The organism is Exiguobacterium indicum HHS 31 (assembly GCF_001939065.1).
GTDB lineage: Bacteria > Bacillota > Bacilli > Exiguobacteriales > Exiguobacteriaceae > Exiguobacterium_A > Exiguobacterium_A indicum.
The window spans coordinates 1086331-1106049 of record NZ_MPSZ01000001.1 but is presented as its reverse complement, the minus strand read 5'-3'; the positions used below and the strand labels follow the sequence as shown (position 1 = coordinate 1106049).

Here is a 19719-nt window from a genome sequence, read left to right as displayed (position 1 = left end):
ACACGCTTGACGTGTGAAAGGATGAAACTTGTGAACGAACAACTTTTTACGACAGAACGATTGATTGCGAATTTTAAAGAATATATCCGTCAGAATGAGGCACATCTGACGAAACGACATGCGTTAAACGCCTATTACAAGACGGTAGCAGGATCGATTTTATCGGACCGGATTGCTAAGAATGCGGATCTCATCGTCCGTATGCGCCATCTGGAAGAGGCGTACCAACACGTTGCACAAGAAGGGCGATGAAACAGGTGAACTTAGCCGATATCCGAAAGCATTACGTAGATTCTGAAGAACGTTTACCTCGTCATGCGGCAGCTGTACTCGTTCCATTAGTCGAGCAAGATGGCGAAGTCTATTTGTTATTTCAAGTGAGAGCTAAGACACTACGTTCGCAACCAGGTGAAATCGCTTTTCCAGGTGGTCGGATCGATGGTGGTGAATTACCGAAAGCAGCAGCTGTCCGTGAAACGGTCGAAGAATTAAATGTCAGTGCTTCTGAGATTGAAGTGATTGGAACGCTTGAACCACTCGTGACACCGAACCGGTCGATCATTTACCCGTATCTTGGTATTCTTCATGCGACGGACTTTAATCCTTCGCCGGCCGAAGTCGATCATGTGTTTCTCGTGTCATTAACGGAATTGATGACTTCGAAGCCGATTAAAGGAGATATGGAGTGGCGGATCCGCCCCGGTAAGGAAGTGCCAACCGAACGCATGGCGAATCGAGAAGCCTATCTGGATCGTACGTATACAGTCACGGAGCACTTTTATGAGCACGGGGATTATCTTATTTGGGGATTAACCGCTAAAATCTTGCGCCAGTTCTTAGCTCAATTGACGCGTGACTAGCTTTTTCGGTCGTTATTTTATATGATTAACTGTAATTGAACGTGTCAGGAGATGAGTCAAATGGAAGAAACAGAAGAGTTATTCGATTATATCGTTGGCGATATGGTAAAAACGAAAGAAGGCTGGGTAGCGGAAGTAACGGCAGTATTGACAAATACGGTCGTTGGTGATGTATCCCACACGAAAAACTTTGAGGCACTCGGATTAGAGTTTGAAAAACAAGTCTTATTAAAGTCAGAGATTGAATTGTTAGAACGTAAAACAAAGTAACACATGAAAGCACACCACATGTTGGTGTGTTTTTTTATGTTCATCCAGTGAACTGAATAATAATGAAATCCTACATTCTTTTGATTTTTGAAGAATTGGACAAAATGACTGAAAACATCGAAAAGATACATTTATTACAAAAAAGTAACAAAGATTAATTCGTAACAGAACGGTTACAAAATATAAAAACGTTGATATACAACGATTGAGAGCGTTTTTTGTAAGCGTGTAACCATTTCGTTACTTTTTAACAGATATATTTCAATTCATGGTGTTCGCTTTTCAAACTATTTGTCACCGTGATACGTTGTGCGGGTCGTAAAACGGCGAGAAAGGTTGGCATCAACATGAAACGAACATCATTCCTTTTATCCCTTTGTTTAGCGGGATTCATATTTATTCTTTTGCCGCATCATGAAGCGTCGGCAGCACAAATTGGGATCGGTACGGAGAAAACGATCGTACAAAATCCATTAGAGATGAAGCGTCAAGCTGCTCAAGAGAAGCGTGAACAAGCAGAGGCGAAAAAACAAGCGCGTCTAAAAGCCTTGGCTAAGCAAAAAGCAGACGCAGAGCAAAAAGCAAAAGCAGCACAAGAAGCCAAAAAGGAAACACGACAGGTAAAGAAACAAAGTCGAACACAAGCAAACGCTAACCGTTCCACAAAGCGTACGGAAACGTTTGAGACGACAGCATATACGACGAATCCAGAAAACAATGGAAGCCGTTTGTATAATGGTCGTGCCTTAACAGCATCGGGTTATGACGTCACGAATACGATTACATACGAAGGACGTCGCATCGTTGCTGTCGATCCATCGGTCGTACCGCTTGGAACTAAGGTACATGTAGAAGGTTTCGGCGACGCAATTGCGCTCGATACAGGTGGTGCGATTCGCGGGAAAATCATGGATCTTCTTGTCGGTTCAAAACAAGAAGCTTTAGAATGGGGTCGCCGTCAAGTCACGGTGACGTTCGAATAAGAGCAGTATACGGTTAGGCGATGGATAGTTTCCATCGTCTTTTTTGTTTTGAGGAAGGATAAAAGAACGATCTGTTCGATGTTGGATTTAGAAAACAGGGGAAAGAGTGGACGGAATAGGTTTTAGAATGTCCAAGAAAGGGGAATTTTACAAAGATAATAAACCGGGAAACGAGGGATGGTTCGTGATTGAATTCAAGGATGTCGGCAAAACGTATGCAGACGGAACAAAGGCAGTGCAACACGTGAATTTTACGGTTGAACAAGGCGAGATTTTTTGTTTGATCGGTCCTTCAGGATGCGGTAAAACAACGACGATGAAAATGGTTAATCGATTGATTGATCATACGGAAGGACAAATTTGGATCGATGGTGAACCGATCATGTCGATCAATGAACATGAACTCCGTCGGCGAATTGGCTATGTCTTACAACAGATTGCCCTCTTTCCACATATGACGATTGAGGAGAACGTCAGCGTCGTACCTGAATTATTGAAGTGGAATAAGGAGAAAGTAGTACAACGGGTCGATGAATTATTTCGGTTGACTGGGTTAAACACCTCACTTAAGAAAAAATATCCAAGTGAACTCTCTGGTGGACAGCAACAACGTGTTGGGGTTATGCGGGCACTCGCAGCAGAACAAGACGTCATCTTGATGGACGAACCATTTTCTGCGCTTGATCCCATTTCACGGGAACAATTACAAAATGATTTGTTGCATCTAAACGAAGAGCTTGGTAAAACAATTTTGTTCGTCACGCATGACATGAATGAAGCGTTGAAACTAGGGAGTCGCATCTGTCTGATGAACGCTGGAGAGATTGCTTTCATCGGTACGAAGGACGAGGTACTAGCAAGTAACGATCCGTTCGTTCAAGAATTCATGCGTCAAGTCAGGGGGAGTGTCGAATGAATGGATTGATCGAAACGTATCAAGACCGGAAGACTGAATTGCTTCAAGCGTTGATCGAACATATCCAATTATCTGTCATCTCCTTGCTCATTGCCTGTGTGATCGCTATTCCGCTTGGGATTTACTTATCACGTAACAAGCGTCTGAGCGAGTGGTCGATTGGTGTGACTTCAGTCATCCAAACGATTCCATCACTCGCATTACTTGGTTTGATGATACCGCTTGTCGGGATCGGTACAGTACCGTCGATCATTGCACTTGTCTTGTATTCTTTATTACCGATCGTTCGAAACACTTATACAGGGCTTGCCGAAGTTGATCCTTCGATTAAGGAAGCGGCACGCGCATGTGGGATGACTCCGATGCAGAGCCTTTGGAAAGTCGAGCTCCCACTAGCTTTACCTGTTATGATGGCCGGGATTCGGACCGCGATGGTACTGATCATTGGTACGGCGACGATTGCCGCCCTGATCGGTGCTGGAGGATTAGGCTCGATCATTCTTCTCGGGATTGACCGTAATGATAACTATCTATTATTGCTCGGTGCGATTCCAGCAGCACTGCTCGCGCTTTTATTTGACGGCTTATTACGTCAAACGGAAGTAGCGACTCGTAAACGACAAACAGCACGTCTCGTAACGGCAGTCGTCTTGATGGTTGCGATCGTCGTCGCACCTTTTGCTGTCGGTCGCAGTGAACGACCAGATCTCGTCGTCGCTGGAAAACTAGGTGTAGAACCGGAAATTTTAATGAACATGTATAAGATTGTCATTGAAGATGAAACGGATTTGACGGTACAAGTCAAACCGAACTTCGGGAAGACGACCTTCGTCTATAAGGCGCTCGAATCAGGTGATATCGATGCGTATCCAGAGTTTACAGGAACGGTGCTCGCTAGTTTGACGAATGAAAAACCGAAGTCGAATGATGCAAAAGAAGTGTATGAACAGGCAAAAGCCGGTCTTGAAAAACAAGATTTAGCCTTGCTACCACCGATGAACTATAACAATACCTATGCTGTAGCTGTTCCAAAGAAATTAGCAGACCGTTACGATTTGAAGACGATCTCTGATTTAAAACAGGTCGCGAATCAGTTGACGGCTGGATTCACGTTAGAATTTAAGGATCGACAGGATGGGTATAAAGGGATTCAAGATAAATATGATGTCAATTTCCAGAAAGTCGTCACGATGGAACCAAAATTGCGCTATAAAGCAATCGAGTCAGGTGAGATCGATGTCATTGATGCTTACTCGACAGATCCGGAGATTGCGAAATACGACATGGTCGTCTTAAAAGACGATCAGCAACTATTTCCTCCATATGAAGGAGCTCCTCTTCTGCGACAAGAGACGATCGAGGAGTATCCAGAAGTAAAACAAGCACTTGAGCAATTATCAGGTAAAATTTCAGATGAAGAGATGTCAAAAATGAATGAAGCCGTCGCATACGGCGGAAAGACGGCGAATGAGGTCGCTCGTGATTACCTGAAGAAGGAAGGCGTCATTCAATGAAACTTTTACTGATCAGTAACCCGACAGCTGGGACGAACGGCACCGGATTACTTGGAGAAGTCATCGAACCATTAAGTACATTATTCGATGAAATCGTCATCAAGAATACGAAGCAAGCTGGAGATGCGATGCAATTTGCGGAAGATTCATCCGCATTTGATGCGGTCGTCGTCATCGGTGGAGATGGAACGGTGTTTGAGACAATCAACGGGGTCGCAAAACTGGATGATCGCCCGATACTCGGTATCATTCCTGGAGGGACCTGTAACGACTTCGCTCGAACTCTTGGCTTACCGATGGCTCCTCGGCTTGCTGCAGAAGCGATCGCGATGCAACACGTTGTTCAGGTCGATCTCGGACAAGTCGAAAATAGCTATTTCTTGAATTTCCTTGGTGTCGGTCTTGTCGCAGAGGCATCGATTGGCATCGATACAGAAGAAAAAGCACGCCTCGGGAAGATGGGATATTATCTATCGACGATTCGCTCAAGTCTAGAAGCACAACCCTTCGAATATGAACTGATTTTAGATGAAGGTCGTCACATGACCGGCGAAGCGGTTCTCATTCTTGCGGCAAACGGAGAATCGCTCGGTGGAATCGAGACGAACTTATCAGATGGAGCCTATAATGACGGGAAACTTGATTTAGTGATCGTCGATGAAGTAAATTTAACAACCATTCGAGATGTGATCCTTCAAAAAATTGGTCTTGCCAATGATCCTTCCTTTACACATATCTTGACGAGTGGGTTTCAGTTGAAAACAAAAGACGCAAAAGTGATCGATACAGATGGTGAAAAAGCCATCCATACACCGGTTACAGTTAAAGTATTGCCGGAGTATCTGCGCATGTATGGAGGCACACAATAATATAAAGTAATGAATGAAAAGAAGGTCGTCATAAAAAACGGTCTTCTTTTTTATCTTTCAGTACATATATGCGGTTATGCTTTGACGCTTTAAAGAAAATATTTGATAAAGGATGACTTTCAATGATTCTTTCTGTACAATGAAAAAGTATTTTGAAAAGGAGGTGGAGCACCATGAAAGGAAACGCATGGGCTTCAAAAGTTGGATTTATTTTAGCAGCAGCGGGATCCGCCATTGGTCTGGGGGCCATCTGGAAATTCCCGTACACGACTGGAACGAACGGAGGAGGCGCGTTTTTACTCATGTTCCTCGTGTTTACCTTATTACTTGGACTGCCCGTTTTAATTGCCGAGTTTTTAATCGGTCGTACGAGTGGAAAAACAGCACTTCAAGCGTTCTCGGCACTTGGTCATAAGAAGTTCACATTCATTGGTGTACTGGGTGTCATCGCCTGTTTCTTGTTGCTCTCTTTCTACAGCGTCATCGGAGGATGGGTTTTGATTTATACCATTCTTGGTTTCACAGGTCGCCTGACGACGATGGACAGTGGTGCGCTTGGTGAATTGTTCGGAACGATTTCCGCCTCACCGTTATATGTCATTTCAGGGCAATTGATTTTCCTCGCTTTGACATGTTGGATCGTCTTACGTGGTGTTCAATCCGGTATTGAAAAAATGAGTAAAATCATGATGCCATTATTATTCGTGTGCTTCATCATCCTTGTCGTTCGATCATTGACACTTGATGGTGCAATGGAAGGTGTTAAATTCTTCATACAGCCTGATTTTTCGGTCCTCAACCGAACTTCGGTCCTGAGTGCGCTTGGCCAAGCGTTCTTCTCCTTATCGCTCGGTGTATCAGCGATGCTGACGTATGCTTCCTACATGAAGGAACGTGGCGAGATTAATCGTTCCGCCGCATGGATCGTCGCGATGAATATCGCGGTCTCATTATTAGCTGGATTCGCGATTTTCCCAGCTGTTTTTGCTTCGGGTCTTGACCCTGCAGAAGGACCGGCATTGCTTTTCATCGTATTGCCGACTGTTTTCAGTCAGATCCAGTTTGGCTCGTTGTTCTTAACACTTTTCTTCCTTCTGTTTGCTTTCGCATCGATCACTTCATCGATTGCTATGCTTGAGGTCGTTGTTGCTTCATTAACGGATCGTAAGGAGAATGCGACATCGCGTGATAAAAAGCGGACGACATGGCTTGCGACACTTGCGATTGCGATCGTCGGAATTCCGTCCGCACTCTCGTTCGGTATGTTGAGTGATGCTCAATTCATGGGGAAAACGTTCTTTGACAGCGTTGATTTCCTTGTCTCGAATATTTTAATGCCGATTGGTGCTTTACTGATTTCGATTTTTGCTGGGTACAAGCTCGATCGAGCTCTTGTCGAACAGGAACTCGTGACGAGTCCATTCATGAAAAAAATCGTGCCTGTGTGGCGTGTGAGTGTTTGTTACTTGAGTCCGATCGCAATTTTGATCATCCTTGTATGGCCAATGTTCGGATAATAGATCACTTTTTTTGGGTAGTCGACAATTTTGTCGACTACCTTATTTGTTGTCAAAAGAATCATGCGAAAGAAAGAACGAATAGTTCATTCTTCGGTCTGATGCGATATTTTTAAAAGTATGTTGAAATATAAATACACGAGGCGTAACATTTCGGAAAAACGGGAAACTTTTTGTTAGACGTTACGTAATGTTAAAATAAAGACACGTAAACCTGATAGAAGAATCAGTACGAAGGAAGAGGGGATGACATGAAGTCTTCATGGTGGATATTTGGTTCCATCGGTATGATGTTCGTATTTCTACAATTGGCCGATACGTTCAACTTCTCGGGAATCTTCATCGCTCTTGGTTTGTGGTTCATTTGGAGCGGTTATCGAACAAAACCAGGTCGACGATATCGGACAGAACGGAAATCGACCGAAATCAAGCGGAAAAATGTGAAAAAGAAATTACTACTTGATGACGAAGATGAGTTCGTCGGAAGTGTCATTTTAAAACCGGAACGGGCGACACGCCGATTTGAAGAGACGGATGATTTAGAACTTCAAGTATTGCAACGGACGATCGAAGAAGGATTCACAAAAATCCAGACGTACGATCAAATCGTTCCCTCTATTCGAGATAGTGAAATCAGAAGTGAGATGCGCATCGTCTCACGGGAAGCACATGTCTTGTTCGAGGAGTTATATGAAAGTCCACGCGACGTCAAAAAAGTTCGGGACTTCTTTACGTTCTATCTGGATTCCTTACTGTCGATTTCAGAAAAATATGCCGATTTGGAACGCCGTGGCGCTCAAGTTCAATTGGATACGAAAAATCAATTGATTTCGAACTTGAAAATGATCGGACAAAAATTAAAGCAACAACAAACCTTGTTGCTTGAAGGGGATACCGTTGATTTAGAACGGGAACTCTTAACGATTGAAAAGGTATTGACGCAAGAGACTGAACAACGAAAACAGGAGGAGAGTTACCGACATGACCCATTCTGATAAAGATACATGGCAACAATGGCCTGATGAGCAAGATCAACCGACGATTTCTGATCCGTCGGTCGACTTAAACGTAGCGGAGACACCGCCCAAAATGCCGGCTCGCCCTGTCGAAGAAATGATTCCTTCGGATGTTCCAGCAGAACAACGACAAAAGATTGAACGTCTACTGCAGGTGATCGATCTACAAAAAACGGATGCCGTCATGCAATTCGGGGCGCCCGTTCAGCGTGAACTATCCCAATTCTCTGATCAAGTCTTAAGTGAAGTGAAGATGAAGGACGGCGGGGAAGCAGGGAAATTACTGAGTGACTTAATGCAGCGTGTCCGCCAAATGGATCCAGATACGCTTCAAGAAAAAAAGAGCTTCTGGTCGAACGTGCCGGTCATCGGTCGGGCGAAGAAAAAAGCGGAAACGTATTTCTTGCAATACGAGAAAATGAGCGCTTATCTCGAAGAAGTCGTACACAATCTTGATCGATCAAAATTTGGATTGATGAAAGACATCACGTTACTCGATCAAATGTATCAAAAGAACAAGCGTTATTTTGAGGAATTAAACGTCTATATTGCAGCTGGCGAGACGAAAATCGCTCACGTTCGTCAACATGAAATCGAACCGTTACGAACGGAAGTCGAGGTATCGCGGGATCAAACGAAGTTACAGGAATTGAATGACTTGATTCAATTGACGGATCGTTTTGAAAAGAAAATCCATGATTTAAAATTATCCCGAACAATTAGCTTGCAGATGGCACCGCAAATTCGTGTCATTCAACAAAATAACCAAATTCTAGCGGAAAAAATTGAATCAGCAGTCGTCAATACGATTCCACTTTGGAAGAACCAAGTTGTCCTATCTTTGAGTCTGTCGCGTCAAAAAGCAGCACTTGAAATGCAGAAGGATGTCACCAATACGACGAACCAGTTACTTGAGCAAAATTCGAAGTTGCTGAAGGAATCGTCGATTGAAATTGCGGAAGAAAACGAAAAAGGCATCGTATCCGTCGAATCGTTAAAAGTAGCGCACCAAAACTTGATCGAGACACTGGATGAGACATTACGTATCCAACAAGAAGGAAAACAAAAGCGACGCGACGCAGAGCATGAACTAGAGCGAATGGAGAATGAATTGAAACAAAAAGTCATCGAAGTCGCCTCAAAAAGCAGAGAATTACCGAATCGACCATACTAAGGAACACGACATTTCGTGTTCCTTTCCTTCATGAAAGGAGAGTTTGAATGAATAATGAAGAGAAGCAGTTGAAATGGGATACGACATGGTTATTATTCGCACGGATGATGGCAGACCGTCATTCAAAATGTGCCTCAAAATCCGTTGCCTGTGTCATCGTTAAAGATGAAAAGCCAATTTCGATCGGAATAAACGGAACACCTAGTCAGCATGTGAATTGCAACGAAATTTACTTAAAGCAAGATGGTATTCTCTATACATCACGTCCTGACCACCCGATTGTTGAAGAATCGGTTGAACGAAACGGAACTCTCTTTTATCGGTGCGAAAATCAGGAAGAACACCATGAATGGTCGAAGCAACATGAGATTCATGCTGAAATCAACGCGCTCGGTAAGCTAGCAGCTGATTCGACGAGCGCGCGTCATGCAACAGCTTATGTCACACATAGTCCGTGTCATGCGTGTAGTTTAGCGCTCATCGCTTCTAAAATCGATCGTGTCGTTTATTCGACAGGGTATGAGTATGGGGACGGACTGAACCTGATGCGACAAAGTGGAATCGAAGTCATCCACTTGCCACTCGCAAACGAATATTTTCTTGAAAAAATTTAACGAAAAAGGGTTGTAAACGCTTCCATAGCATTGTATGATGAAATCAAGCATTGCCATGGTAATTATTCACTCTTCCATTCGGACTGATTTTCAATCGAAAATCGGTCCACTTTTTTTTAGAAAAGAATTGACAGACCTTGAATAGTTTGGCATGATGACTATAGAATATGACGAAGCGGAACGCCGCATTTTCATACAAAACCAATCAAGGAGCTGGAATGCCAGGTCGTTGAATGAAAAATCCTGACTCACATGAGTCAGGATTTTTTTTATGGATGAACAAGTGTCGCTTCCTTGAGGCGTTTAGCACGGATTGCACATTTTGTGGCGACCGCACCTGAGAGGATCGTCATGAATCGCTGACAGAGGATGTCTGGTTGCGATTGATGTAAGAATAGTTGATGTAATAGTCGGTTGAAGGCGGCGTCTAGCGAAGACAAGTGCCGTTTGATTGCAGTGGGAGACATATCTTGAATTTCCTCTGCTTGGTAGCCAGCATCACTTTGGAAAGCAGAGAGGATGAGAAGCTCTGTTTGCGCATCAGCCAACGTTAGCCCTTGTTCTTGGACATGATGACAAGCCTCACGCAATTCATGAATCAACAAATGTTCCAAAGCATACGACGTATGCATTTGATATGGATCGTACACCTGGACAGCTTGCCGAATTTGATCGCGTGTCACAATTTCGGATACCGTCCATTGATCGAGTGTGCCAACAGCTTCACTGTATAGTTGAGTAAGTGGTCGAATCATCGTTTCTCCTCCTTAAGCATAAATGGACTTCCAGTTTCATCATAATTCATTTAGAAAACGCTTACAATATCTGTTTATTAGTAGTCGTGATGAAATCGTGTCTGCTATGATATGAGTGAAGAAAAAGGAGTGAGATGACGTGATTCAATTATTCAAAGCACTTCCGGAAGTGACAATGCCTTCTTATGGAAATGATGCTTTTTCCATCCATCAATCGAATCAACCGATTGGACTTTCGATAGAGACGCTTGTTCCGGGTGAGCGAATCGAAGAAGTGTTACTCGTTGCCTCTGGTGAAATCCGTACTGGTCAAACCGGGAGAGAATGGTTACAGTTCACGTTCAATTCGCCCGCTGGATCTTGTAAGGGAAAACAGTGGATCAATCAAGGAACGGCAGAAGAAGCACTTCGTCCATATCTCGAAACACGAATCGTTCGGGTCGAGGCGAAGGTAGAGGAATATCCGTCGCAATCCGGAAACAAGTCATTGACCGTTCAGCGCGTCACTCCGATTCATGATGCCTCACCGACGCAGTTCTTGCCGCAATTACCGGCAGATGAATCCCTTGAAACGTATCGTGATCAGTTGTTTGGACTAATCGATCAACTTGATTCTCCTTACCAAGAAATCGCACTATCGATTCTGCGACAGTACTGGGCGGATTTTTCAACACGACCGGCTGCTCTGTTTCATCACCATGCCTATATCGGTGGGTTGCTGAAACATACTGCTTGTATGATGACGATTGGTCGAGGAATCTGTGATAGTGAACAACCATACTTGACGCTACTCAAATGTATTCAAGAAGCAGAAGCCGATCATAAAAATGAACTCTTCCAAGCAGCTGAACGAGAGATACGTCAATTTTCTTGGGATGACAGTTTTGATGCCCTCTATCAAGCGGCAAAAGGGATTGCTCTGTTAGATCAACGACCGAATCCGAATGAGTTGTTGCTCGGTATTTTATTGCACGACATCGGAAAGCTATGGGAGTATACGCATGCGGGTGCATCGACAGATCGTTTTTCAAGACTGTTGCACGTAACAGAGGAAGAGGAAGAACTGGCAGGTATTGCGCTTGATCCGGACGGTGTATTGATGGGTCATATGCCATATGGTTGTTTTGTTCTTGAACAAACACTTCGAGAAGAAGATATCCGATTACCGCGTGCTGTTTATCACCGTCTCATGCATATGGTATTATCACACCATGGTAAACGCGAGTGGGGGTCAAGTGTTACGCCGCAAACGACAGATGCTTGGTATCTTCATGCGATTGATCTACTCGATGCACGAAAAGAAAAATGGCGTCAGCAACAAGGACGCTAAGGAGTGAAATCATGCAAGACAAAATACGTACGACCGTCATCACTGGTTTTTTAGGTGCCGGTAAAACTACGCTACTCAATCATCTCGTTTCTCAACCGACAGAAAAATTTGCCTTGCTCGTCAATGAAGTAGGTTCTGTTCATATTGATGAAGCATTGATTGAACGAAGTGACGAAGAGATGATCGAATTGACGAATGGCTGCATTTGTTGTTCGATTCGAGGCGATTTACGGGATGCGTTGCTACGGATCGCAAAACGCCGTCGAGATGGGGAGTTATCGTTTGATCGATTATTGATTGAGACGACAGGCGTTGCGGATCCAGGACCGATTCTACAGACATTCTACTTTGAGCCGGCTGTTGAACAGTCCTATCAGATTTCAAGTGTTGTCACAGTCATCGATGCGTACCACTTGGAACGTCAACTGACGTTCCAAGAAAATGTGAAACAAATCGGCTTTGCTGACGTCCTGATCTTGAATAAAATGGATTTGATTGACGAGTCAAAGCGCGAAACGTTGTCCGCTTTACTGCGCGAACGAAATCCTTCTGCAGCTATCATTGAAACGGAACAGGCTCAACTTGAATCGGACCGACTGTTTGAAACGTTCCATTTTCCAAAAGAAGAGCAAGTACGACTCAGTCAACAAACGGATCAGATTCATCAGTCGGTTGAGGATTTCACGGCATTGACGATCGTCGAGGAACGACCCTTGAACCGAAATCGATTCGGAATGGTCCTACGTGAGGTGTTAGAAGCGTATGCGGAAGATCTCTATCGCTATAAAGGAATCATTCATTTTGCAGATACGGATCGAAAGGTCATTTTACAAGGTACTGGCATGATTTACGGCACAGCAATCAGAGAACCATTTAGCGAACAACCAAAGACGACGCTCGTCTTCATTGGGAAAGGGCTAGATGAACAAGCGATACGAAAAGGAATCGAGGCGGCAATTGAACATGGTTGAACTTTATTTTGACGGTACGGTCCGTCCTTCAAATGATGAAGCGGCGGTTGGGCTTTTCAGTAAAAATTCCGAGGGAGAAGTCACGGAAAAAATGTATCAAATTCAAGCGATCAATAATCATGAAGCAGAATTTATTGCTTTTGCGAAAGCCGTCGATTGGGCGCACGAACTGATTGCACAAGGCGAGAGCGTCATTTCGTTTCGGACGGATTCAGAAGCGGTTGCACTCGCAGTCGAACGCGAATTCGTCAAGAACAAACGAACACAGACGATCTTTGATCCTGCCTTTGCGCGTTATCAACTCTTACCACTCGCTTTCGTGAAGTGGATTCCACGGTCGGAGAACAAAGCAGATCGTGTCGCACGAGAAGCGTTACGATTATACGAAGCATGATTGACGACAAACACCCCTATCCTCACGGTAGGGGTGTTTGTTCATGTTCGATACGCTCGATCAGAATTTGGTCGACGCGTCGTCCGTCTAAATCAACGACTTCAAACCGGTACGGTCCAATTTCGACAGTACTTCCACGGGAGGGTACATCACCTAACGTATATAGAATCAAACCAGCAACCGTATGATAGGCGTTCAACTGTTCACCGGGTAAGTCTTCTGTATAACCGAGCGTCCGCTTTAAATCATCGATGTGCAATAGACCATCCGCGAGGAAGGAGCCATCCTTTCGCATGACGAGTTCCGGTTCTTCCTCGACGCTTGAAATTTCGCCAACGAATGCTTCGAGGATGTCGAATAAGGTGATCATGCCGAGGAAACCACCGTATTCATCAAGAACAAAGGCGATGGATACCGTCTCTTTGCGCATCCGTTCAAGCAAGACGGTTGCTTTTAATTGACGGGGAACGATCAGTGGTGATTGAATCAGTCGTTCAAGTTCTTGAACAGGTCGTTCCGTTGATAGCACCTCTTTCGCATCGATGAAACCGACAAAGTGATCCAAGTCACCATGACCAACCGGTAAGTTTCGATGTCGTGCTTGCCGGAGCTCTTGTAAGATCGTGTCGGAGTCATCCGCTAAGTCAATCCATTCGGTAACGGTACGCGGCTCCATCAGTTCGTACGCGTACAAATCATGAAAATCAAACACACGAGAGACTTGCTCTGCTTCAGATCGATTGAAGGTGCCCTCTTGCGTACCACGAATCAGTAATTGCCGGACTTCGTCTTCCGTCTCGTCTTCTGTTTGCAGGCGATCCAGACCAATCAAACGGAAGATGGAACTCGTCGACTTACTTAGAACCCAAATGAATGGTCGAAGCACAATCGAGAAAAAACGCATCGGTGGGGCAAGCCACATCGTGACCCGTTCTGGACTGACAAGGGCGATACGCTTAGGAACGAGTTCACCGATGACGAGCGAAATATAGGTGATGATCGTTACGACGAGAATATAACCGATCGTACTGGCATAAGGGGCGAGCCACGCGAATTGAGCAAGCCACTTGATGACCGGTCCTGAGAGAGCAGCACCACCAAAGGCACCATTGACGATTCCGATTAACGTGATGCCGACTTGAACAGTCGATAACAGATCGGTTGGTCGATCGAGTAACTCTAATGCAACATGGGCTGACTTTTTGCCATCATTCGCTGCTTTCTCTAATTTGGACCGTTTGGAGGAAAGCAAAGCGAGTTCAGTCATCGCAAAAATACCGTTTGCTAGAATCAAAAGCAGTACAATCGTTAAGTTAATCAACCACATGAAATCTTCACTCCTTTTTTCGATAATAAACTATTCCCGAAAACTGTCTCTCTCATTCCCATTCTGTCTACTTTTGCGTTAAACTAAAAGAGAAATAATCAAAAGGGGGAATTTGTTTATGGAATACCGTGTAGAACGTGACACGATGGGGGAAATTCGTGTACCAGAAGCGCAGGAATGGGGCGCACAAACACAACGTAGTCTAGAAAACTTTAAGATCGGAACGGAAAAAATGCCGATTGAAGTCATTCGTGCCTTTGCAGTCCTGAAAAAAGGAGCGGCGCTTGCGAACCGCGACTTAGGCGTGCTTGAGGCAGAAAAAGCGGGTGTCATCGCTGAAGTATGTGACGAGATCATCGCGGGGAAATTCGATGATGAGTTTCCGCTTGTCGTTTGGCAAACGGGTTCAGGTACACAGTCGAATATGAACGTCAATGAAGTGATCGCTCGGGTCGCGACACGTAAGTTGAAAGAACAAGGCAGTGAGACGACGATTCATCCGAATGATGACGTCAACAAATCACAAAGTTCAAATGATACATATCCGACAGCGATGCACTTAGCAGCGAAGACAGTCTTGCTGGAATCACTATTCCCAGCAATCGATGCGTTGCATGCGACACTTGACGAAAAAGCGAACGCGTTTGCGGATATCGTCAAGATTGGACGGACACACTTGCAAGATGCTACACCGATCACACTCGGTCAAGAAATCAGCGGTTGGGTCCGGATGCTTGCACTTTCGAAGCAGATGATCGAACGGACGCTTGATCCGTTAACAGAATTAGCAATCGGCGGTACGGCAGTCGGGACGGGCATCAACGCACATCCGGACTTCGGTGATTTGGCTGCGCAAAAGATGAGCGAGGAGACGGGATATGAATTCACGAGCGCGGAAAACAAATTCCACGCCCTAACCAGCCACGATCAACTCGTCTTTACGCATGGTGCGGTCAAAGCGTTAGCGATGGACGCGATGAAGATCGCAAACGACGTTCGCTGGCTCGCGTCAGGTCCACGAGCAGGAATCGGCGAAATTACGATTCCAGAAAATGAGCCGGGAAGCTCAATCATGCCGGGGAAAGTCAATCCGACTCAAAGTGAAGCGTTGACGATGGTCGCAGCGCAAGTCCTTGGAAACGATGCGACGATTGGTTTTGCTGCAAGTCAAGGAAACTTCGAACTAAACGTATTCAAGCCGGTCATCATGTATAACTTCATACAATCGGTTCGTTTACTGACAGATGCCTTGCATTCGTTCAATGACCACTGTGCGATCGGAATCGAACCAGAACAGTCCGTCATCGCTGAGAACGTCGAACGTTCGTTGATGCTCGTCACTGCACTCAACCCGCATATTGGATATGAGAATGCGGCGAAAATTGCAAAGGCAGCGCATCAATCCGGGTCAACCTTAAAAGAAGCAGCACTTGCGACTGGTCTACTAACAGAAGAACAATATGATCAATGGATCGTACCAGCAGATATGGTCCGTCCGAACTTAAAAGCGTGAGTTGAAAAAGCGGGGGATTTCCCTCGCTTTCTCTTTATCCGAGGATTGTTCTTCGGATGTATAGAAAGAGAGGGGATTGGATGGAACGAAGTCGAAAACGAATAGAAAAACAACTGCAACAGACGATCATCATGGTCGAGACGTTACTTCGGATGCCGGCCGTGCCACGAACAGAACTACTCGCATTGGCAAGCTGGCTTGAAGGACTCGGGAGAGAGGAACTGTTCAGAGGACTTGCCGATCAAGTGAGTCGGGAAAAAGCGACGTGGGAACAAATGAATGCGGTCATCACGCAGCCAATCGTTAAAGAATTACTGCAGCCAATCGTCGATCAGTTGTCGGACCGTTCACGCGCCAACCGGATTCGAAAAGAATTGGTCGTCACTGTGACAAGACGTTTTCTTGAGAATATCAAATGGAAAAAATCGCTCGAACAGGAGCGCTATATGTCACGATTCTTCAGTTCGGTGGAAGACACGTTGTCGATATCACATGATATTGCTATGGATGCCGTCATTATCGACCATTCATCTATCGTGGAATCATTGGAGTTGTTCCAAAAACTGATCAAACAAATGGAGTCAGCATTCGTTCCCGTCATCATCGTAGGTCCAAACCGGTCTGATATTCGTCAAGTCAGCTATGAGATGGGAGCCGATGACTACTGGGATGAGACAGTGACGAATGAAGAACGACATGTTCGTCTAGCGAGACTATTACGAAAATTAAGGGTCGTATCTTCGACGATCTTGGTCGATGAACTGACGGGAGCTTATAACCGGAAATACCTCCAAAATGCCTTTGATCGTCGCGTAGCACGTCTCGAACGTGAACAGCGGACATTTGGGTTAGCGATTTTTGATATCGATCATTTTAAGAGGATCAATGATTTACATGGACATCCAACGGGGGATTTGGTCCTCTCCGAACTAGCTACCATCGTTCAACAAGCCGCTCGTCTCGATGATGAATTCATTCGTTTCGGTGGTGAGGAATTCATCTTATTGTTTTCAGCAGAAACAGTACCGCAAGCCGTTGCGAGTATGAATAAAATTCGCGAGCGTGTCGAGCGCCATATTTTTGCGAACGGATTAAAAGTAACGGTTTCGATTGGTCTCTCCTTTGCTTTTGATCTCCTCACATCCCTGGCGCAAGCAACAGCAGAGGCAGATGAAGCTCTGTATCAAGCGAAACGTAATGGTCGTAATCAAGTGGTGTCCTATTCGACAGCGATATCGATCGAAAAAATACCAGTCTATATCCGTGTCGAGGAAGGATTCCTTAAACAGGTACATACGCTTGATATGCCGGGTCATCCGAAATACCATATTGAGGTGATTCCGCTAGATGATCAACGGACGTCGCCAATACAATTGGCGATTCTTTCACTCGATCAGTTAGCAAGCGAGAACTTTGTACGATTAGAGGAGTGGAGACAACAACGGGAATCGATCATTGATGCTTTGGTCGTGACGGATCAAGAAGACGATCGTTTAGCCAATGCGCTATCATGCGGTGCGACAGACTATATCATGACCTCACAGATCGATTCTGATATGGAGGAATGGATTGCTGAATGGATCATGCAAATTCCTTAAAAAAACAGCCACATTCGTCCATCATACGGAGCAATGTGGCTGTTTTTTAGTTACTGATCATATCGACGAATGATGAACGGATAATCGTTTCCCTCGACCGCATCATAATGTGTTTCGGAAGTAATCTGAAATGAAGATGGGATTTCGGGATAATGTACATCTCCAGAAAGAACCGTATCAATTTCAGTGATATACAGGCGGCGAGCAAGAGGAAGCGTTTGAGCAAACAACTCTCCACCACCAATCAAAAAGACTTCTTCTTCTGAATCGACGTATGGTTGCAAAGCAGATAGATCATGCCATACCGTTACACCTTCGGCTGCAAACGTCTGATCGCGCGTAATGACGATGTTCTCTCGACCGGGCAACGGTCGTCCGATGGATTCGAACGTCTTTCGTCCCATGATGATAGGTTTGCCAATCGTCGTACGCTTGAAGTGAGCTAAATCAGCTGGAAGGTGCCAAGGCATCGCATTGTCACGACCGATGACATGATTTTTTGTAAACGCTACGATATGTGTGATCATACGGCTACCACACCTTTAATGTGCGGATCAGGATCATAGCCTTCAATGATGATGTCTTCGAAGCGGAAGTCTTCAATACGATCGACTGTTCGAGCGAAGCGCAGCGTCGGTAATTTTTTCGGGGTACGCGTCAACTGAAGATTAACTTGTTCAATATGATTTGAATAAATATGAGCGTCACCGAGCGTATGAACGAAGTCACCAACCTCAAGTCCACACACATGAGCAATCATATGTGTCAGTAACGCATAAGATGCAATATTAAATGGTACGCCTAGGAAAACATCAGCTGAACGTTGATACAATTGGCATGATAGTTTTCCGTCAGCGACATAAAATTGGAACAAGAGATGACAAGGTGGTAAAGCCATCTCATCGACTTGTCCAGGATTCCAAGCACTGACGATCAAACGACGAGAATCCGGATTCGTTTTGATCTGTTCAATGACTTGTGCTAGCTGATCGACCGTCGTGCCATCTGGACGTGGAAAAGAGCGCCATTGTGCCCCGTAAACAGGACCTAGATCTCCGTTCTCATCGGCCCATTCGTTCCAAATCCGCACACCATTTTCCTGTAGATAACGAATATTCGTATCACCCGAGATGAACCAAATCAACTCATGGATGATCGACTTCATATGTAACTTTTTCGTCGTAATGAGAGGAAAACCATCTTGAAGGGAGAAGCGCATTTGGTGACCAAACACGCTGAGTGTTCCCGTTCCCGTCCGGTCTTCCTTTTTTGTTCCGTGTTCCAAAATGTGTTCGCAAAGTGCATGATATTGTTCCATCGGATGACATCTCCTTTTCGAAAAATCCAAATTTCATTGTACCATAAATTAAGATTTTGAGGATGTCGGTAAATGTCTTGCGAATAGATAACGGAATAAGCCAAAGAGCGGAATCACGTCTTGCCACTCTAGTGATTGTGCATTCCGAACACGAATGCGCCGGAGCAGATAGACTTGCAGAATGTAGAATAATAACAAATCGACGGTCATCGTTCGAACGAATTGATTGGTCTCAAAGTAGATGCGGAATATACTCCAATCAGACCGAGCAAGAGCAATCCAAAGCAATAATGTCGTCACGACGCTAAGTAAGGCGACGACGGTAGGAATCCACCCGCGACGACGAAAAGGAAGAAACGTTTTCCTTGGAATAGCGAGGGCGACATAAGGCATCAACACGAAGGCACCTAAGAAGAACGATCCAATACTTGCGACGAGCGGTCCGGGGCGCATGAATCGTTTCTCATCTAGAAATAGTAAAAAGAAAGCGAACGGATAAATGCCGAGTAAGGCAAATAAACTTAACGCGGATGTATCAAATTGACTTTGGTCGAAACGTAAAAACGACATCAAGAAACCTTCTGGAAAGACACGATTATTTCCAAATAATAAGATGAAGACAATAGCAATCGCCCAGACAAGGAAGAGCAAATATCGACGATACATTTGTCCACACTCCTTTCTCATACCTTTCTTTCCCATCATCTTGGATGTAGTAAACACTTGTATTTCATATTTCATGATATCAAATATGTTAAGGTTCTTGCTTGAGCACCTCTC

21 protein-coding genes are annotated in these 19719 nt (G+C 44.7%); 16 read left to right on the top strand and 5 right to left on the bottom strand.

Annotated features, from left to right (window positions below):
* Positions 1-30: 30 nt before the first annotated feature.
* The 11 genes from yvfG (at position 31) to N179_RS06000 (ending at position 9733) form a co-directional block, all read left to right on the top strand.
* Positions 31-252 carry a protein YvfG gene (yvfG, locus tag N179_RS06050; RefSeq protein WP_023468603.1) on the top strand — a complete coding sequence of 74 codons (222 nt, stop codon included), beginning with the start codon at positions 31-33 and terminating at the stop codon, positions 250-252.
* Positions 249-860 carry an NUDIX hydrolase gene (locus tag N179_RS06045; protein ID WP_023468602.1) on the top strand — a complete coding sequence of 204 codons (612 nt, stop codon included), beginning with the start codon at positions 249-251 and terminating at the stop codon, positions 858-860. Before yvfG ends, N179_RS06045 begins: the two co-directional genes overlap by 4 nt.
* Before the next feature lie 60 nt (positions 861-920).
* Entirely contained in the window at positions 921-1130 is a 210-nt protein-coding gene (locus N179_RS06040) for a hypothetical protein (RefSeq protein ID WP_023468601.1), read from the top strand.
* A 347-nt stretch (positions 1131-1477) separates the two neighbouring features.
* A complete protein-coding gene (locus N179_RS06035; RefSeq protein WP_023468600.1) occupies positions 1478-2113 on the top strand; it encodes a 3D domain-containing protein in 636 nt (211 codons plus the stop codon).
* 184 nt (positions 2114-2297) lie between these two features.
* Positions 2298-3029: an ABC transporter ATP-binding protein gene (locus N179_RS06030; protein ID WP_035396921.1), complete on the top strand. Its 732-nt coding sequence runs from the start codon at positions 2298-2300 to the stop codon at positions 3027-3029.
* Positions 3026-4543 carry an ABC transporter permease/substrate-binding protein gene (locus N179_RS06025; protein ID WP_023468598.1) on the top strand — a complete coding sequence of 506 codons (1518 nt, stop codon included), beginning with the start codon at positions 3026-3028 and terminating at the stop codon, positions 4541-4543. Before N179_RS06030 ends, N179_RS06025 begins: the two co-directional genes overlap by 4 nt.
* Entirely contained in the window at positions 4540-5412 is an 873-nt protein-coding gene (locus N179_RS06020) for a diacylglycerol/lipid kinase family protein (RefSeq protein WP_035396868.1), read from the top strand. The genes N179_RS06025 and N179_RS06020 overlap by 4 nt, the downstream gene beginning before the upstream one ends.
* Positions 5413-5585: 173 nt before the next feature.
* Positions 5586-6929 carry a sodium-dependent transporter gene (locus tag N179_RS06015; protein WP_075642517.1) on the top strand — a complete coding sequence of 448 codons (1344 nt, stop codon included), beginning with the start codon at positions 5586-5588 and terminating at the stop codon, positions 6927-6929.
* Between the two features lie 251 nt (positions 6930-7180).
* A complete protein-coding gene (locus tag N179_RS06010) occupies positions 7181-7924 on the top strand; it encodes a 5-bromo-4-chloroindolyl phosphate hydrolysis family protein (RefSeq protein ID WP_023468595.1) in 744 nt (247 codons plus the stop codon).
* A complete protein-coding gene (locus tag N179_RS06005; protein ID WP_023468594.1) occupies positions 7911-9119 on the top strand; it encodes a toxic anion resistance protein in 1209 nt (402 codons plus the stop codon). The genes N179_RS06010 and N179_RS06005 overlap by 14 nt, the downstream gene beginning before the upstream one ends.
* Before the next feature lie 47 nt (positions 9120-9166).
* Complete coding sequence (locus N179_RS06000) at positions 9167-9733, top strand: deoxycytidylate deaminase (protein WP_023468593.1); 567 nt, start codon at positions 9167-9169, stop codon at positions 9731-9733.
* Between the two features lie 269 nt (positions 9734-10002).
* On the opposite strand, the gene N179_RS05995 is transcribed toward N179_RS06000, so the two are convergent.
* A complete protein-coding gene (locus N179_RS05995) occupies positions 10003-10488 on the bottom strand; it encodes a hypothetical protein (RefSeq protein WP_023468592.1) in 486 nt (161 codons plus the stop codon).
* Positions 10489-10627: 139 nt separating this feature from the next.
* On the opposite strand from N179_RS05995, the gene N179_RS05990 reads away from it, so the two are divergent.
* The 3 genes from N179_RS05990 to N179_RS05980 are packed head-to-tail and all read left to right on the top strand — an operon-like array spanning position 10628 to position 13183.
* The gene (locus tag N179_RS05990) at positions 10628-11818 is read left to right on the top strand and encodes an HD domain-containing protein (protein ID WP_075642516.1); all 1191 of its coding nucleotides are present in this window, start codon (positions 10628-10630) and stop codon (positions 11816-11818) included.
* An 11-nt stretch (positions 11819-11829) separates the two neighbouring features.
* Positions 11830-12789: a CobW family GTP-binding protein gene (locus tag N179_RS05985; protein WP_023468590.1), complete on the top strand. Its 960-nt coding sequence runs from the start codon at positions 11830-11832 to the stop codon at positions 12787-12789.
* Complete coding sequence (locus tag N179_RS05980; RefSeq protein WP_023468589.1) at positions 12782-13183, top strand: reverse transcriptase-like protein; 402 nt, start codon at positions 12782-12784, stop codon at positions 13181-13183. The genes N179_RS05985 and N179_RS05980 overlap by 8 nt, the downstream gene beginning before the upstream one ends.
* Positions 13184-13205: 22 nt before the next feature.
* On the opposite strand, the gene N179_RS05975 is transcribed toward N179_RS05980, so the two are convergent.
* Positions 13206-14510 (bottom strand): hemolysin family protein, encoded by a 1305-nt coding sequence (locus N179_RS05975; RefSeq protein ID WP_075642515.1) that lies wholly within the window; start codon positions 14508-14510, stop codon positions 13206-13208.
* Between the two features lie 118 nt (positions 14511-14628).
* Between N179_RS05975 and fumC the strand changes: the two genes are divergently transcribed.
* Positions 14629-16023 carry a class II fumarate hydratase gene (gene fumC / locus N179_RS05970; RefSeq protein ID WP_035396940.1) on the top strand — a complete coding sequence of 465 codons (1395 nt, stop codon included), beginning with the start codon at positions 14629-14631 and terminating at the stop codon, positions 16021-16023.
* Positions 16024-16103: 80 nt separating this feature from the next.
* Positions 16104-17621 (top strand): GGDEF domain-containing protein, encoded by a 1518-nt coding sequence (locus tag N179_RS05965; RefSeq protein WP_023468587.1) that lies wholly within the window; start codon positions 16104-16106, stop codon positions 17619-17621.
* Between the two features lie 50 nt (positions 17622-17671).
* Here N179_RS05965 and N179_RS05960 read toward each other — a convergent pair whose 3' ends face one another.
* From N179_RS05960 to N179_RS05950, 3 genes are read right to left on the bottom strand one after another with little or no spacing between them, the layout of a single operon-like run.
* Positions 17672-18148 carry a dihydrofolate reductase gene (locus N179_RS05960; RefSeq protein ID WP_075642514.1) on the bottom strand — a complete coding sequence of 159 codons (477 nt, stop codon included), beginning with the start codon at positions 18146-18148 and terminating at the stop codon, positions 17672-17674.
* Positions 18145-18939, bottom strand: a complete 795-nt coding sequence (locus N179_RS05955; RefSeq protein ID WP_055968468.1) for a thymidylate synthase — start codon at positions 18937-18939, stop codon at positions 18145-18147. The genes N179_RS05960 and N179_RS05955 overlap by 4 nt, the downstream gene beginning before the upstream one ends.
* Before the next feature lie 48 nt (positions 18940-18987).
* Complete coding sequence (locus tag N179_RS05950) at positions 18988-19605, bottom strand: hypothetical protein (protein WP_023468584.1); 618 nt, start codon at positions 19603-19605, stop codon at positions 18988-18990.
* Positions 19606-19719 lie beyond the last annotated feature (114 nt).

What these genes read in the sequence shown, in the direction of transcription:
- N179_RS05960 (WP_075642514.1), bottom strand. Translation starts at nt 18,148, where the DNA reads ATGATCACACATATCGTAGCGTTTACAAAAAATCATGTCATCGGTCGT.
- N179_RS05950 (WP_023468584.1), bottom strand. Translation starts at nt 19,605, where the DNA reads ATGTATCGTCGATATTTGCTCTTCCTTGTCTGGGCGATTGCTATTGTC.
- N179_RS06025 (WP_023468598.1), top strand. Translation starts at nt 3,026, where the DNA reads ATGAATGGATTGATCGAAACGTATCAAGACCGGAAGACTGAATTGCTT.
- N179_RS05995 (WP_023468592.1), bottom strand. Translation starts at nt 10,488, where the DNA reads ATGATTCGACCACTTACTCAACTATACAGTGAAGCTGTTGGCACACTC.
- N179_RS06040 (WP_023468601.1), top strand. Translation starts at nt 921, where the DNA reads ATGGAAGAAACAGAAGAGTTATTCGATTATATCGTTGGCGATATGGTA.
- N179_RS05955 (WP_055968468.1), bottom strand. Translation starts at nt 18,939, where the DNA reads ATGGAACAATATCATGCACTTTGCGAACACATTTTGGAACACGGAACA.
- N179_RS06005 (WP_023468594.1), top strand. Translation starts at nt 7,911, where the DNA reads ATGACCCATTCTGATAAAGATACATGGCAACAATGGCCTGATGAGCAA.
- N179_RS05985 (WP_023468590.1), top strand. Translation starts at nt 11,830, where the DNA reads ATGCAAGACAAAATACGTACGACCGTCATCACTGGTTTTTTAGGTGCC.
- N179_RS06010 (WP_023468595.1), top strand. Translation starts at nt 7,181, where the DNA reads ATGAAGTCTTCATGGTGGATATTTGGTTCCATCGGTATGATGTTCGTA.
- N179_RS05965 (WP_023468587.1), top strand. Translation starts at nt 16,104, where the DNA reads ATGGAACGAAGTCGAAAACGAATAGAAAAACAACTGCAACAGACGATC.
- N179_RS06015 (WP_075642517.1), top strand. Translation starts at nt 5,586, where the DNA reads ATGAAAGGAAACGCATGGGCTTCAAAAGTTGGATTTATTTTAGCAGCA.
- N179_RS05980 (WP_023468589.1), top strand. Translation starts at nt 12,782, where the DNA reads ATGGTTGAACTTTATTTTGACGGTACGGTCCGTCCTTCAAATGATGAA.
- N179_RS06045 (WP_023468602.1), top strand. Translation starts at nt 249, where the DNA reads ATGAAACAGGTGAACTTAGCCGATATCCGAAAGCATTACGTAGATTCT.
- N179_RS06035 (WP_023468600.1), top strand. Translation starts at nt 1,478, where the DNA reads ATGAAACGAACATCATTCCTTTTATCCCTTTGTTTAGCGGGATTCATA.
- N179_RS06000 (WP_023468593.1), top strand. Translation starts at nt 9,167, where the DNA reads ATGAATAATGAAGAGAAGCAGTTGAAATGGGATACGACATGGTTATTA.
- fumC (WP_035396940.1), top strand. Translation starts at nt 14,629, where the DNA reads ATGGAATACCGTGTAGAACGTGACACGATGGGGGAAATTCGTGTACCA.
- N179_RS05975 (WP_075642515.1), bottom strand. Translation starts at nt 14,510, where the DNA reads ATGTGGTTGATTAACTTAACGATTGTACTGCTTTTGATTCTAGCAAAC.
- N179_RS06020 (WP_035396868.1), top strand. Translation starts at nt 4,540, where the DNA reads ATGAAACTTTTACTGATCAGTAACCCGACAGCTGGGACGAACGGCACC.